The organism is Nigerium massiliense, assembly GCF_000826085.1.
Classification (GTDB): domain Bacteria; phylum Actinomycetota; class Actinomycetes; order Propionibacteriales; family Propionibacteriaceae; genus Propioniciclava; species Propioniciclava massiliense.
The window spans coordinates 367,044-381,609 of record NZ_CCYM01000002.1 but is presented as its reverse complement, the minus strand read 5'-3'; the positions used below and the strand labels follow the sequence as shown (position 1 = coordinate 381,609).

At 69.7% G+C, this 14,566-nt stretch carries 15 protein-coding genes and 1 pseudogene; 11 read left to right on the top strand and 5 right to left on the bottom strand.

Going from position 1 to position 14,566, the window contains the following annotated elements; translation table 11 throughout:
* The first annotated feature begins 2 nt into the window (after positions 1 to 2).
* A complete protein-coding gene (locus BN1187_RS03235) occupies positions 3 to 323 on the top strand; it encodes a histone-like nucleoid-structuring protein Lsr2 (RefSeq protein WP_040158664.1) in 321 nt (106 codons plus the stop codon).
* A gap of 299 nt (positions 324 to 622) precedes the next feature.
* Positions 623 to 3,133 carry an ATP-dependent Clp protease ATP-binding subunit gene (locus BN1187_RS03230; protein WP_040158661.1) on the top strand — a complete coding sequence of 837 codons (2,511 nt, stop codon included), beginning with the start codon at positions 623 to 625 and terminating at the stop codon, positions 3,131 to 3,133.
* Positions 3,134 to 3,256: 123 nt separating this feature from the next.
* On the opposite strand, the gene BN1187_RS03225 is transcribed toward BN1187_RS03230, so the two are convergent.
* The 3 genes from BN1187_RS03225 to BN1187_RS03215 form a co-directional block, all read right to left on the bottom strand.
* Positions 3,257 to 4,195: an HhH-GPD family protein gene (locus tag BN1187_RS03225; RefSeq protein ID WP_040158658.1), complete on the bottom strand. Its 939-nt coding sequence runs from the start codon at positions 4,193 to 4,195 to the stop codon at positions 3,257 to 3,259.
* A gap of 131 nt (positions 4,196 to 4,326) precedes the next feature.
* Positions 4,327 to 5,757 (bottom strand): DNA repair protein RadA, encoded by a 1,431-nt coding sequence (radA, locus tag BN1187_RS03220; protein ID WP_052462227.1) that lies wholly within the window; start codon positions 5,755 to 5,757, stop codon positions 4,327 to 4,329.
* A 66-nt stretch (positions 5,758 to 5,823) separates the two neighbouring features.
* Entirely contained in the window at positions 5,824 to 6,462 is a 639-nt protein-coding gene (locus BN1187_RS03215) for a VOC family protein (RefSeq protein WP_040158655.1), read from the bottom strand.
* Between the two features lie 97 nt (positions 6,463 to 6,559).
* Between BN1187_RS03215 and BN1187_RS03210 the strand changes: the two genes are divergently transcribed.
* Positions 6,560 to 7,345, top strand: a complete 786-nt coding sequence (locus BN1187_RS03210; RefSeq protein ID WP_040158652.1) for a CPBP family intramembrane glutamic endopeptidase — start codon at positions 6,560 to 6,562, stop codon at positions 7,343 to 7,345.
* Positions 7,346 to 7,412: 67 nt separating this feature from the next.
* Here BN1187_RS03210 and BN1187_RS14800 read toward each other — a convergent pair whose 3' ends face one another.
* Positions 7,413 to 7,562, bottom strand: coding sequence for a hypothetical protein (locus tag BN1187_RS14800; protein WP_235750622.1), 150 nt, complete (start codon positions 7,560 to 7,562; stop codon positions 7,413 to 7,415).
* Between the two features lie 15 nt (positions 7,563 to 7,577).
* Positions 7,578 to 8,737 (bottom strand): annotated as a pseudogene (locus tag BN1187_RS03205) (MFS transporter); the annotation flags it as partial.
* Between the two features lie 353 nt (positions 8,738 to 9,090).
* Between BN1187_RS03205 and BN1187_RS03200 the strand changes: the two are divergent.
* From BN1187_RS03200 to BN1187_RS03165, 8 genes are all read left to right on the top strand, one after another.
* Positions 9,091 to 10,122: an aspartate-semialdehyde dehydrogenase gene (locus BN1187_RS03200; RefSeq protein WP_040158650.1), complete on the top strand. Its 1,032-nt coding sequence runs from the start codon at positions 9,091 to 9,093 to the stop codon at positions 10,120 to 10,122.
* Positions 10,119 to 10,937 carry a pyrroline-5-carboxylate reductase gene (gene proC, locus BN1187_RS03195; protein ID WP_235750563.1) on the top strand — a complete coding sequence of 273 codons (819 nt, stop codon included), beginning with the start codon at positions 10,119 to 10,121 and terminating at the stop codon, positions 10,935 to 10,937. The genes BN1187_RS03200 and proC overlap by 4 nt, the downstream gene beginning before the upstream one ends.
* A 19-nt stretch (positions 10,938 to 10,956) precedes the next feature.
* Complete coding sequence (locus BN1187_RS03190) at positions 10,957 to 11,979, top strand: adenosine deaminase (RefSeq protein WP_040158648.1); 1,023 nt, start codon at positions 10,957 to 10,959, stop codon at positions 11,977 to 11,979.
* Positions 11,980 to 12,113: 134 nt separating this feature from the next.
* The gene (locus BN1187_RS03185) at positions 12,114 to 12,677 is read left to right on the top strand and encodes an HdeD family acid-resistance protein (RefSeq protein WP_040158646.1); all 564 of its coding nucleotides are present in this window, start codon (positions 12,114 to 12,116) and stop codon (positions 12,675 to 12,677) included.
* 161 nt (positions 12,678 to 12,838) lie between these two features.
* A complete protein-coding gene (locus BN1187_RS03180; RefSeq protein WP_042842924.1) occupies positions 12,839 to 12,940 on the top strand; it encodes a 30S ribosomal protein bS22 in 102 nt (33 codons plus the stop codon).
* Positions 12,941 to 12,960: 20 nt separating this feature from the next.
* Positions 12,961 to 13,212 carry a glutaredoxin family protein gene (locus BN1187_RS03175; protein ID WP_040158644.1) on the top strand — a complete coding sequence of 84 codons (252 nt, stop codon included), beginning with the start codon at positions 12,961 to 12,963 and terminating at the stop codon, positions 13,210 to 13,212.
* Positions 13,213 to 13,301: 89 nt separating this feature from the next.
* Entirely contained in the window at positions 13,302 to 13,949 is a 648-nt protein-coding gene (locus tag BN1187_RS03170; protein WP_040158642.1) for a histidine phosphatase family protein, read from the top strand.
* Positions 13,950 to 13,953: 4 nt separating this feature from the next.
* Complete coding sequence (locus BN1187_RS03165; protein ID WP_082034469.1) at positions 13,954 to 14,514, top strand: TlpA family protein disulfide reductase; 561 nt, start codon at positions 13,954 to 13,956, stop codon at positions 14,512 to 14,514.
* Positions 14,515 to 14,566 lie beyond the last annotated feature (52 nt).

Genomic DNA, 14,566 nt, shown 5'->3' with positions numbered 1-14,566 from the left:
TGATGGCACAGCGTGTGCATATTGTCCTGACCGACGACCTGGATGGCAGCGACGCTGTCGAGACGGTCACGTTCGGCCTCGATGGCAATACCTATGAGATCGATTTGTCCGAACAGAATGTGGCCAAGCTTCGCGACGCGCTGCAGCCCTATGTCGCCGTTGCCCGTAAGGTGACGACCCGTCGCACCCCCGGCAAGCGCCGTCCGTCTTCCGACAGCTCCGCCACCGATATCCGCGCGTGGGCCCAGGCGCAGGGTATGACCGTGTCTTCCCGCGGACGCGTCCCCGCCGAGATCCGCGAAGCCTACGAGGCCGCGCACTGACCTTCCTCGCTCGACCGACGGGCCATCGCCTCACCGGCGGGTGGCCCGCGCTGTTTGTCGGAGCTGGGCGTTCCCGAGCGGGACCCCGCCCGTCCAGGCGGGGCCCGGGGATTGGTCTCAAGGCGGCCATTCGTAGGCTTCCCGGCGGGCGCCTCCGAGGCGACGCGAGAATGGTCGGTTGCGCCGCAGGCGAACAGGGAACAAGCGGGCGGGCCTCGGCGGTTAAGTAGACTGACAACAGTGCCCCGCACACAGGGCGGCGGCACGACCAGCAATCGCTGGGAGTGAAGGAGAGTCCATTGTTCGACCGGTTTACAGACCGTGCGCGTCGGGTCATCGTGTTGGCTCAGGACGAGGCCCGCATGCTGAACCATAACTACATCGGCACGGAACACATTCTCCTCGGGCTGATCCACGAGGGTGAAGGTGTTGCGGCCAAGGCGCTGGAGTCTCTCGGTATCTCCCTCGAGGCGGTGCGCGAGCAGGTGGAGGAGATCATCGGTCAGGGCCAGCAGGCGCCGACCGGGCACATCCCGTTCACGCCGCGCGCGAAGAAGGTCCTCGAGCTGAGCATGCGCGAGGCGCTCCAGCTCAACCACCCCTACATCGGCACCGAGCACATCCTGCTCGGCCTCATCCGCGAGGGCGAGGGCGTCGCCGCCCAGGTGCTGATCAAGCTGGGCGCCGATCTCAACCGGGTTCGTAACCAGGTGCTGCAGCTGCTGAGCGGGTTCCAGGGCAACGAGAAGCCCTCCACCGCGGGCGCCCCCGAGGCGAATCCGCAGCAGGGCAACCAGACGATCCTCGATCAGTTCGGCCGCAACCTCACGCAGGCTGCGCGCGAGAACAAGCTCGACCCGGTCATCGGGCGCGAGAAGGAGATCGAGCGGGTCATGACGGTGCTCTCGCGCCGCACCAAGAACAACCCCGTCCTCATCGGCGAGCCCGGTGTGGGCAAGACCGCGGTCGTGGAGGGCCTGTCGCAGGCGATCGTGCGGGGCGACGTCCCCGAGACGCTGCGCGACAAGCAGATCTACACCCTCGACCTCGGTGCGCTGGTGGCTGGCTCCCGGTATCGCGGTGACTTCGAGGAGCGCCTGAAGAAGGTGCTCAAGGAGATCAAGACCCGCGGCGACGTCGTGCTGTTCATCGACGAGATCCACACGCTGGTGGGCGCCGGCGCGGCCGAGGGGGCCATCGACGCCGCTTCGATCCTCAAGCCGATGCTCGCCCGTGGCGAACTGCAGACGATCGGTGCGACCACCCTCGACGAGTACCGCAAGCACATCGAGAAGGACGCGGCGCTGGAGCGTCGTTTCCAGCCGATCCAGGTCGCGGAGCCGTCGATCGCGCTGACGATCGACATCCTCAAGGGTCTGCGTGACCGCTACGAGGCTCACCACCGCATCACGATCACGGACGAGGCGCTGACGGCGGCCGCGCAACTGGCCGACCGCTACATCTCCGACCGTTTCCTCCCCGACAAGGCCATCGACCTGATCGACGAGGCCGGCGCCCGGCTGCGCATCCGTCGCATGACGGCTCCGCCGGACCTGCGCGAGTTCGACGAGAAGATCGCCGCCGTCCGGCTCGAGAAGGAGGCCGCGATCGACGCACAGGACTTCGAGCGCGCCGCCGGGCTGCGCGACGACGAGAAGAAGCTGCTCGTCGCCCGCGCGGAGAAGGAAGAGCAGTGGAAGAACGGCGACCAGGGCGTCAAGCCCGAGGTCGGCGAGGATGAGATCGCCGAGGTCCTTTCGGGTGCTACCGGTATTCCGGTGTTCAAGCTCACCGAGGAGGAGTCGAGCCGCCTGCTGAACATGGAGGAGGAGATCGGCAAGCGCTACATCGGGCAGACCGATGCGGTGAAGGCGCTCTCGCGGTCCATTCGGCGAACTCGCGCCGGCCTGAAGGACCCGAAGCGTCCGTCCGGTTCGTTCATCTTCGCCGGCCCCTCGGGCGTCGGAAAGACCGAGCTGACGAAGGCGCTGACCGAGTTCCTGTTCGGGGACGAGGACGCGTTGATCACCCTCGATATGTCCGAATACTCCGAAAAGCATACGGCCTCCCGCATGTTTGGTTCGCCCCCCGGCTATGTCGGTTACGAAGAGGGTGGCCAGCTCACCGAGAAGGTGCGGCGCAAGCCGTTCTCGGTGGTGCTGTTCGACGAGATCGAGAAGGCGCATCCGGATATCTTCAATTCGCTGCTCCAGATTCTGGACGAAGGTCGCTTGACAGACGCCCAGGGTCGCGTGGTCGATTTCAAGAACACCGTGATCGTCATGACCACCAACCTCGGTACCCGCGACATTTCCAAGTCGGTCAACCTGGGCTTCAGCCAGGCCGGCGACGAAGTGAACAGCTACGAGAAGATGAAGGCGAAGGTCAGCGACGAGCTCAAGCAGCATTTCCGTCCTGAGTTCCTGAACCGCGTCGACGAGATCGTGGTGTTCCACCAGCTGTCGCAGGCCGACATCGAGCGCATCGTCGATCTGATGGTGGGCGAAATCGAGGTTCGACTGCAGGATCGCGACATGGGCATCGTCCTCACGGACGCGGCCAAGAGCCTGGTGGCGAAGCGCGGCTTCGACCCGGTGCTCGGCGCCCGCCCGCTGCGGCGTGCGATCCAGCGCGACATCGAGGACATCCTGGCCGAGAAGATCCTGTTCGGGGAGTTCCACCCGGGTGAGTTCGTGGTCGTGGACGTCGCCCCGGAGGGTTCGGAGCAGGCGTTCACCTTCACCGGCCAGCCCAAGTCGGAGCTGCCCGATCACGCCCCGGCCGAGCTGTCCGGCGGCCCGCAGGAGTGAGCCGGAACGGTCGAGCCTGACCGTCCCGCCCGAAGCCCCCAGCCTTTCGAGGCTGGGGGCTTCGTCGCGTCCAGGGCGGGGTTCCTCGCGCAGTCCGGGACGGAGCGCTGGCCGGCCACCCGGTCACAGACTGAGCAGGCCGGCGTCCTCGCGGCGAACCAGCCCGTCGGCCAGCAGGGACGCCAGCGCGCGATCGGCCTGCGCGGCGTCCACCGGCCAGGCGGCCAACAGGTCTGCCTCGTGCCGGGGAGCGTCCGACTCGCGGAGCACCGCGAGCAGCGCGCCCCGGCACTGCCGGTCGGTGCCGGCGTAGGCCTGCCCGCGGCGAGCGGGGCCCGTCCAGGCGGGATAGCCCGCGCGGGCCCAAGCGCAGTCGCTGCGCACGGGACAGCGGCCGCAGTCGGGGGTGGTGGCGACGCACACCTGGGCACCGAGCTCCATGGCGGCGACGGCCCACAGGGCAGCGTCCGCGTCGTCGTCGGGCAACCAGGACCGGGCGCGATCGCGCTCGGCGCGGGTCACGGTGGCGGGCGGCTGCGCGACGCCGCCGTCAAGCCGGGCCAGCACGCGCCGGACGTTGGTGTCGAGCACGACGTGGCGTCGGCCGTAGGCGAACGAGGCGATCGCGGCGGCGGTGTACTCGCCCACGCCGGGCAGCGAGCGCAGGTCCTCCAGGTCGTCCGGGACCACGTTGCCGAAGCGCCCGGCGATCTCGGCCGCGGCCTGCCACAGCCGCTGCGCGCGCCGTGGATAGCCGAGGTGTCCCCAGGCGCGGACGGCTTCGCCCACGGGCTCTACACTCAGGTCGGCGGGGGTGGGCCACCGCTCCATCCACTCCCGCCAACGGGGCAGGACGCGACTCACTGGGGTCTGCTGCAGCATGAACTCGCTCACCATGACGCCCCAGGCGCTCACGCCGCGCTCGCGCCAGGGAAGGTCGCGGGCGTGCGCCGCGTACCAGGCGCAGATGTCGGGGACGACCTGTTCCCGAGTCCGCGTCGCCCCGCGCTCCGGGCCGTCGGCCGGGCGGGGTCGGCTCGGGCGTTCCGGTTCGGCGGACATCGCACCTCCTGGGACGGCATCGGGGCGCGGGCCAGTCTAGAGCGTCGCTCCAGGACGCCGATCCGCAGACCCCGCCGGGCCCTCACGGTTCGGCGGACACACCCCCGAGTCGGGGTCTCGGGCGTCCAGCGTCAGGAGATCGCCGCCTCCTGGCCCCGGGCACGCTGCCAGGCTCGGAGGTCGGTGGCGGCGTTCGGTGGCTCGGTGAAGCGCGTGTACAGCGCGTCGAGGGCGTCGGCGACCGTGGCGACCTCCACGACCTCAAAGCCCGCGTGCTTGGCCATCTTCTCCGACCCGGCCGGGACGATCGCGGCCCGAAAGCCCAGTCGCGCCGCCTCGCCGAGCCGCCGCGGCGTCCCGGCGACGCGGCGCAGGTCGCCCGACAGCCCGATCTCACCGAGCGCGATGATGCGCTGCCGCGGCACCCAATCTTGGGACGCCGAGGCGACAGCCAGCGCGACGGCCAGGTCGGCGGCGGGATCGGCCACCCGGACGCCGCCCGCCGTCGACACGTAGACGTCCTGGTTGTGCAGCTTGAGCCGGGCCCGCCGCTCGAGGACGGCCAGCCCCATCGCGACCCGGCCGTTCTCGACGCCCTGGGTGACCCGTCGTGGCACCTGCAGCGCGCTCGGCGCCACCAGCGCCTGGATCTCGGTGAGCATGGGCCGGCGGCCCTCCAGCGTGGCGGCCACGCAGGTGCCCGCGGAGGGCCGCGCGTGCGACGACGTGAACAACCCGGACGGGTCGGCGACCTCGTCGATGCCGCGCTCGGTCATCTCGAAGCAGCCCACCTCGTCGGCGGGGCCGAAGCGATTCTTCGTGGCGCGCACCATGCGGAACCCCGCGTGCCGGTCTCCCTCGAACGACAGCACGACATCGACCAGGTGCTCCAGCGTGCGTGGGCCGGCGATCGAGCCCTCTTTGGTGACGTGGCCGATGATCAGCACGGCCATTCCGCGGCGCTTCGCGACCCGGACGAGGGCGTTCGTGACCTCGCGCACCTGGGTGACGCCGCCTGCGATGCCGTCGGTGCCGCTCGCCGACACGGTCTGCACCGAGTCGAGCACGAGCAGGCTGGGGGAGAGGTCTTCGATGTGGCCGAGGATCGTGCCGAGGTCGTTCTCGGCCGCGAGCAGCAGGTCGGAGGTGATGGCCCCCGTGCGATCGGCCCGGCGGCGCACCTGCGCGGCCGACTCCTCGGCGCTGACGTACAACGTGCGGCGTCCGGCGCGGGCCCAGTGGCTGGCCACCTCGAGCAGAAGCGTGGACTTGCCGACCCCCGGCTCGCCGGCCAGCAGCACCACCGCCCCAGGGACGAGCCCCTCGCCCAGCACCCGGTCGAGCTCGCCGATGCCGGTGGGGACGCCTGCCGCCTCGTCTGCAGGGACCTCGGCGATGCTGAGCGCGCGGGCCACGGGCCGCTGCACGGGTGTCGCGGTCGCCGGCGCCTCGACCGGGGCCACGCTGCCCCACGTCTGGCACTCCTTACAGCGGCCGACCCAGCGCGGGGTCGTCCAGCCGCACTCGGTGCATCGCAGGGTCGTGGACGGGTTCTTTGCCATGCCGGTGAGACTAGAGCCCCCCGCTGACACTTTTCGTGGCGGCGCAGCCGGGGCCACGCCGCCGGTTCAGATGCGGACGAGCCCGCGGAGGGTGCGGAAGGTCACCGCGTCGATCCCGGGCTGGCCGTGCGGCGAGGTGAACTCGAACTCGACGCCGCCGAACGTGTCGCCCAGGTCGAAGCCGAGCCACTCGCTCACCCGCGATCGGTTGCCGGCGATCTCGACCTTCGCCAGCTCCACCGAACCCTCTCCGAGCGCCGACGGGCGAACGCTGGGCTCGCTGATCCATTTGATGAAGTAGGGCAGCTGCGGGTCGTTCAGCAGCCCCTTGACGCCGAGCTGCTCCCATTCGAGCCGGCGGCCGTCCGGGAACTGCCGCGAGCCGTGCACGGGCTCGCGCTGGAGCCGGTCGATGTAGGGCTGCAGGTCGTCCACGTCCATGACCCAGCCGAGCCAGCCGCCGCCCATCTCCGTGCGGGCGCGCACGGCTTGGCCGAAGGGCGCCTTCTCGGCCGCGGGGTGCTCCAGGACCTCCACCACCTCGAGGTACTGCGACCGGGTGAGCGGCAGGATGTGGTTCCGCGTGCCGAACCGCGGGTGGAAACCACCGTCCTTGAACTCAGCGCCGAGTTGCTCTTCCAGGCTCGCGACCGCGGCAGGCAGGCCCTCGGGGCCGGCCGCGAACGAGAGGTTCGCGATGTTCATAAAGCCATTCAAGACCATGTGTTCTTTCAAAAGGAAATCGAGGCTCTTGACACCTGCACAGATCCGGCCGGACGCCTCGTCGCCTAGGCTGACCGCCATGGTTTCAGCCCCGCCACCCGTACCCGTTCAGGGGGGCGCGCCCTCCGGAACCGCCCGCTGGCGGGCGGAGATCCTCATCGTGCTGGGACTATCGCTGGGGAAGTCGGCGGTGTACTCGGTGCTCTCGATCGCCGAGAAGCTGACCCGGCCCGAGCCACTCAACAAGCAGACCACGACGATCAACTCGTCCGTGACGCCCGACCGGCCGTGGCTCGACCTGTCCTATCAACTGGCCAACCTGGTCTTCCCGCTCGTGCCGGTCTTCCTGGTGCTGTACCTCCTGGCGCTCACCGGCGACCGCGAGCGCATCGGGTTCGACCTGCGGCGCCCCGGGTTCGACCTGGCGCGCGGCTTCGGCGCGGCGGCGCTGATCGGCATCCCGGGGCTTGCCTTCTACTTCGCCGCGCGGCAGTTCGGCATCAACACCACCGTCGCCCCGGCCAACCTGGCGGAGAACTGGTGGACGGTGCCGGTGCTGGCCGCGCTCGCCGTGATGAACGGCGTGCTCGAAGAGGTCGTGATGCTCGGTTTCCTGCTGCGCCGCCTCGACCAGCTGGGCCGAGCGCCCTGGACGGGCATCGTCATCAGCGCTCTCGTCCGCGGCTCGTATCACCTCTACCAGGGCTTCGGCGGGTTCGTCGGCAACGTGGTGATGGGCCTGGTGTTCGGGTGGCTGTACCGCCGCTGGGGCCGCGTCATGCCGCTCGTCGTGGCGCACACGATCCTCGACCTGGTGAGCTTCATCGGCTACGCGCTGCTCGCCCCCTACGTCGACTGGCTGTGATCCCGGACGCGCAGGGGCCCGGCCGCGATGGCCGGGCCCCTGCGTTGGGTGAGACGGATGGGTTCGGTCAGCCCTCGGTCTTCCCGTCGGCGTGGGGACCCTCAGCGCTGACCGGCCCCGCGGCCGCGCGGCGCTCCGCGAGGATGCGCTCGTTCTCCTGCACCTTGCCCTTCTTCAGCGGGTACCAGAACACCAGGATCAGCAGGGTGGCCAGCATGAACAGCGCGGGGACGAGGTTGAACAGCGTCCAGATGCCGTTGATGGTCTCGGGGGACTGCTGCGCGGCCTTCGCCTGGTAGCCGATGGCCGACAGCCCGATGCCGCCCAGCAGCGAGGCACCCGCCTGACCGAGCTTGCGGGCCCAGGAGTAGACGGCGTAGACGGTGCCGTCGTCGCGCTGCCCGACCGGACCTCCTGGTAGTCGATCACGTCGACGATGAACGCCCAGATCAGGAAGTTGAAGATCGACAGTCCGAACGTGGCGACCGTCAGCAGCGCCAGGAAGACGGCGAACGGCGGATGGAGGAAGTAGTTCAGCAGCATCGCGACGGTGTACAGCGCGACGCCGGCGATGCCGAGCTCGGTCTTGCCGTACCGCTTGACCAGCGGGGCGGTGATGAACACCAGCAGGAACGCCGGCAGGATCGAGACGACCTGCGCCAGGCTCTGCAGTTGGCCGTTGCCGAAGTAGTCGAGGTAGAGGAACGAGGCGACCTGACCGTTGAACAGGTTGCCGAGGAGCAGCAGCAGGGCGGCCGCAACGATGGCGAGCAGGGCGCGGTTGGTGACGAGGGAGCCCAAGAGCTGGCCGATCGACAGGCCGCCTTCGCTCTTCGTCTTGCGCGGCACGACGACGCGCTCCTCGACGTTGAAGTACAAGATCGCGTAGAAGAACACGGCGAGCACCGCCATCGCGATCGCGGCCCAGCCGAAGCGCTGCGCGTTGATCTGGGAGCCCTCGAAGACGAGGGCCGGGAGGCTCGCCGAGACGGCCAGGAAGGCGATCTGGGCGCCGGTTGAGCGCCACACGGACAGCTCGGCGCGGTGTTCGGCCTTGTCGGAGATGACCGACGCCATCGAGCCGTAGGGAATGTTGATCGCGGTGTAGAACACGGAGCCCCACAGGATGTAGAAGATCACCATCCAGGCGAGCTTCGCACCGTAGCTCCAGTTCACGATGAAGGGCTGGAACAGCAGAGCCGACGACAACGCGACCGGGACCGCCATCCGGCGGATCCAGGGCTTGAACTTGCCGTCGAAGGCGGGCTTCATCCGGTCGACGATCATGCCCATGCCGACGTCGGTGAAGGCATCCAGGACGCGCACGGCGGCGACGAGGGCGCCGATGTGCAGGGGATCGATGCCGATCACCTTGACGAAATAGACAGTCATGAAGAAGGCCTGAATCATGAAGGTCATGTCGTTCGCGAGGTCACCGGCGGCATAGCCGATCTTGTCGCGCCACCCGAACGGGCGGACGTCCTTGCGCCGCAAGGATCCGGGCGCTTCGGTGTTGCTACTCATGTGCTGTGAAATCCTTCCGAGGTGCCGGGCGCTTCGTTGTCTGTCCCGGCAGACGCCCGGTTCCGGCACGCGGTTCGGGTAGGTCCAGTGTTATGCGCCCGTTATAGGGCAACAATCATGATTTCCAGGCGACGCGGGTTGCCGTCAGCATGGCAACTGATGGCAACCGGGCGGGCACGGACGTCCTGACCGTGCGGGGTCCGCGCCTCTAGACTCGGCTCATGCGACTTGGAGTGTTTGGAGCGACCGGTCAGGTCGGGAAGGTCATGCGGGCCCTGCTGGAGGAGCGCGACTTCCCCGTGGACGAGATGCGGTATTTCGCGTCGGCGAAGTCGGCCGGCACGACGTTGCCCTGGAAGGGCGAGGAGATCACCGTCGAGGACACCGCCACCGCCGACTTCTCAGGCCTGGACGTGGCGATCATGTCGGCCGGCGCGACGATGTCGCGCGAGTTCGCGCCCAAGGTGGCGGCGGCCGGGGCGATCGTCGTCGACAACAGCTCGGCCTGGCGCAAGGACGCGGACGTCCCGCTGGTCGTCAGCGAGGTCAATCCCGAGGATGCGACGAACCCGCCCAAGGGCATCATCGCGAACCCGAACTGCACCACGATGGCCGCGATGCCGGTCCTCAAGCCCCTGCACGACGAGGCCGGGCTGACCCGACTTCGGGTGGCGACCTACCAGGCGACGTCCGGGTCGGGGCTGAAGGGTGTCCGGGCCCTGGCCGACCAGTCCCGCGACGCCGTCGAGAACCACGAGGTCGAGGCCCTGGCGCTCGACGGCGAGGCTGTGCCCGTCGGCGACCCGGCGCCCTACGTGCTGCCCATCGCGTTCAACGTGGTCGCCATCGCCGGGGCGCTCGTCGACGACGGCTCCCTGGAGACCGACGAGGAGCAGAAGCTCCGCAACGAGTCCCGCAAGATCCTGCACCTGCCCGAGCTCGCCGTCTCCGGTACCTGCGTCCGCGTGCCGGTGTTCAGTGGGCACAGCCTCGCGATCCACGCGGAGTTCGACCGTGACATCACGCCCGAGCGAGCGCTGGAGCTTCTGGCGGACGCGCCGGGCGTCCAGGTCGTCGACGTTCCGAACCCCCGCCAGGCCGCGGGCAAGGACGATGTGTTCGTCGGCCGCGTGCGCCAGGACCAGGCGGTCCCGGGAGACAAGGGCCTCATCTTGTTCGTGACCGGCGACAACCTGCGCAAGGGCGCGGCCCTCAACGCCGTGCAGATCGCCGAACTCCTGGTCGCCGAGTGAACTCCGCACAGCCGGACGACGGTCACCTGGCGCTCATCGGCGCCGGCGTGATGGGCGAGACGCTGCTGGCCGGCCTGCTGCGGGCGGGTTGGGACGTCTCAAGCATCGTCGGCGCCGACCGGCGCGGGTTCCGCCGCGACGAGTTGCGCGAGCGCTACGGGATCTCGATGGTCTCCGACCGCGAGGCGGCCCGGGGCGCCGGCACGGTGTTGCTCGTGGTGAAGCCGCAGGACGTCGCGGACGTGCTGCCGGGCATCGGTGAGGAGATGCCGCCCGGCACGCTGGTGATCTCCCTGTGCGCCGGGGTCTCGACGGCCACCCTGGAGGCGGGCCTGCCCCTCGGGACGCCCGTCGTCCGCGTCATGCCGAACACGCCCGCGCAGGTCGCCGAGGGCATGGCGGCCGTCTCGGGCGGCTCGCATGCGCAGACGCAGCACCTGGCGCGGGCGTCGGAGATCATGACGGCGGTGGGCAAGGCGGTCACGGTCCCCGAGAAGTACCAGGACGCGGTGACCGCCATCTCCGGCTCCGGGCCGGCGTACCTGTTCTTCGTCGTCGAGGCGATGATCGACGCCGGCGTCATGCTGGGACTGCCGCGCGACACAGCCACCCTGTTGGTCAACCAGACGGTCTTCGGTTCGGCGAAGCTGCTCGTCGAGAGCGGCGAGCACCCCACGGTGCTGCGCGAGCGGGTGACGTCCCCGGCCGGGACGACCGCCGCGGCGCTGCGTCAGCTCGAGGAGCGCAGCGTCAAGGCCGCGTTCATGACGGCGCTCGAGGCGGCGCGCGACCGCAGCGCCGCGATGGGCGGCTGAGGGGGGACCCCGCGACCCGATGCGTGACCTCGACCTGTTGCCGAAGGCGCACCTGCACCTGCACTTCACCGGGTCGATGAGCGTCCCGACGCTGCGCGAGTTGGCCGACCGCGAGCACATGGAGGTCCCGGACGCCCTGCTCGACGCCGACGCGCTCGAGATCCCGCCCGACAAGCGTGGCTGGTACCGATTTCAGTCGCTTTACGAGATGGCCCGCCGGGTCGTCCGGAGCGAGGACGCCATCCGCTTTGTGATGCGCCGCGCCATCGAGGATGACGCGCGCGAGGGCGCGCGGCGCCTGGAGTTGCAGATCGACCCCTCGGGGTACGCCGGCGAGGTCGGCGGACTCCAGGCCGTGCTCGACATCGTCCGGGACGAGTGCAGGGCGGCGTCCGCGGAGACGGGCGTGAGCGTCGGGCTGATCGTCGCGGCGTCCCGGCGGCGGCACCCGCTGGACGCCCGCACGCTGGCTCGCCTCGCGGTGCGCAACGCCGGACACGGCCCGGGCGAGGTGATCGGCTTCGGGCTGAGCAACGACGAGCGCAGCGGCAACACCGCCGACTGGGCACCCGCGTTCCGCCTCGCGAAGCGCGGCGGCCTGATCAGCGTCCCGCACGGCGGGGAGTTGCTCGGTCCCGGTCACCTGCGCCAGGTGCTGGACGCGCTCAAGCCCGACCGCCTCGGGCACGGCGTCCGCGCCGCCGAGGACCCGGCGCTGCTGGAGGAACTCGCCGCCCGCGGGATCGCCCTGGAGATCTGCCCGACGTCCAACGTCAACCTCGGCATCTTCAGCCGCCAGGAGGACGTCCCGCTGCGCCAGCTGATGGCCTCCGGGGTGCCGATCGCGCTGAGCGCAGACGACCCGCTGCTCTTCCTCTCCAGGCTGACCGACCAGTACCGGGTCGCGCGGGAGGTGCACGGACTCGGCGACGACGAGCTCGCCGGCCTCGCCCGCTCCAGCATCGCGGCGTCGGTGGTGCCGGACGCCGACAAGCGCCGCTGGTCGAGAGAGATCGACGACTGGCTCGCCTCGCCCGCCTAGGTCCCGGTGCCCGCACGCTCTCGCAGGGCAACGAGATGCCTCTCCGACAGGCAAACCCGGGGGAACTCGTTGAAAGCGCGCTCGCGGTGACGAAGAGTGGAGAGCGACGAAGCGATACGTGGAGAGAGTGCATCATGTTGTTGTCCGGAAAATCATGGCCCTGGGTCGTCCTGCGCGGCGTCCTCGCCGTCGTCTTGGGGATTGTGGCGCTTGCGTGGCCCGGGGCGACCATCGCGGTGCTGGGCACTCTGCTGGGCGTCTGGTTCCTGCTCGACGGCATCGGCTCGCTCCTCAACGCGTTCGCGCTGTCCGGCGCCCCCACCGGCCACCGCGTGCTGCTCGGTGTGCTCGGCCTGATCGGCATCGTGGCCGGCGTCCTCGCCCTGACCCGGCCCGGCGTGGCCGTCGCAGCCCTCGCCCTGATCTTCGCGGTCTGGCTCATCCTCACCGGCATCGGACAGATCGCGTTCGGCTGGACGGTCCGCAGGGAGATCACCGGTGAGTGGCTGATCATCGCCGCCGGCGCGTTCTCGGCGATCCTCGGCATCGTCCTGTTCGCGTGGCCGGCGCTGGCGCTGAGCACGTTGATCGCGTTCCTCGCCATCGGCGCCCTCGTGTCTGGCGTCCTCCAGATCATCGCCGGGCTGAAGATGCGCACGATCGTCCGCCGCCTCGAGGAACGCGCCCGCCTGCGCTGACCCACGGGCGTCCCTGTGGCCGGTACCGATCGGGCGATTAGGCCTGGGTAGCCGTGGGCGAGTAAGCTAGGTGAGTTGGCTCGGCAGTGGTCGGGCCGAGACATTGCATCTATCGGATAGTTCCCGGCCCCGCTCTGGGCCGGATTGTGAGGGGTCGACACGTGGGTTCGGTCATCAAGAAGCGCCGCAAGAGGATGGCGAAGAAGAAGCACCGCAAGCTGCTGAAGAGGACGCGCATCCAGCGTCGTCGCGCAGGCAAGTAGCGCCGCGTAGCCGCTGAGCTGTGCTCGACCTCGACGCCGCCGACGTGGTGGTGCTCGTCCGGGACGGCTGCCATCTGTGTGATGACGCCGTCCACATCATCGACAGGGTCTGTCAGGACGTCCACGCGTCCTGGCAGGCCTTTGACGTGGACGAGGACGCCGACGTGCGCGCCCAGTACACCGATCACGTCCCCGTGACGTTCGTGCGCGGCGCCCAGCACGCGCTCTGGTTCGTGGACGAGACGGCGCTGCGCACGGCCTTGGTGGGGTAGCCTGGGCCGGCAAAGGGAGGCGGACGCCTGGGCGGAACCGTCTGCGGGAGGCCGTACAGTGGTGGCCACACGCCCCGATGAGGAGTTTCATGCAGCCGACGATCGTTCACGTGTGCCGGCACGGCCAGGTCGAGAACCCCGAGCACATCCTTTACGGACGCGCCGACGGCTACCACCTCTCCGCGCTCGGTCGGCAGATGGCCGACAAGCTGGGGGAGTTCTTCGACGGCAAGCCGATCTCGCACCTGCGCTGTTCCCCGCTGGAGCGCGCCCGCGAGACGATGGCGCCGATCGCCGCGGACTTCCCGGGCCTCGACGTCGTCATCGACCGACGCCTGATCGAGGCCGCCAACGTGCTCGAGGGGCAGAGTTTCGGCCGGTTCAACCAGCGGCTCCTGCTGCCGAAGAACCTGCGGCACCTGTGGAACCCGCTGCGGCCCAGTTGGGGCGAGCCCTACATGGCGGTCCGTGACCGCATGCTCGCCGCCATCTCGGACGCCGCCGCTGCGGTTCCCGGCGGCCAGGCCGTGATCGTCGCCCATCAGCTCCCGATCTATATGGCCCGGCTGGCGAGCGAGGGACGTCCGCTGGTGCACAACCCCGCCGCGCGCGAGTGCCGGCTGGCGTCCGTCACGTCTTTCACCTTCGTCGAAGGTCGCGTCGTCCGCGTCGACTACACCGAGCCCGCGGCCGAGTTGTACCCGGCGAAGAAGAAGATCTTCCGTCCGGGGATGTGAGCGCGTGCGCCGTCTGCTTCTGACCGTCCTGATGCTGCTGCTGGGCCTCGTGGCATCCGGCTGTGGCTCGCGGCCCGCCAGCGAGGGCGGGTTCGTGTCCGGCGACGGGACGCTCACCACCGTGCCGCCCGACCAGCGCCGCCCCGCGCCGCGCATCGCCGGGGAGACCCTCGACGGCGCCCGGTTCGACTCCGCTCAGCACCCCGGCGGCGTGCTGGTCTACAACGTCTGGGGCTCGTGGTGCGCGCCCTGCCGGAAGGAGGCGCCGGCGCTGGCCGACGCGTCCAAGGAGCTCAAGGGCACCGCGACGTTCGTCGGCATCAACACCCGGGACCTGTCCAAGGAGCCCGCCCAGGCGTTCGTCCGGGCGTTCGGGGTGCCGTACGTCAACGTGTTCGACCCCGACGGCGCACTGCTGCTGACGTTCGGCCGCGACCTGCCGCCCAGCGCCATTCCCAGCACGATCGTCGTCGACCGCGAGGGCCGCATCGCCGCGCGTATCCTCGGCGAGACCACGAAGGCCACCCTCACCGGGGTCGTCACCGACGTGGCGGAGGGGAAATGATCGGCACCCTCGCGCAGCTCCCGCTGGAGGTGATGATCGTCCCGCTGGACAT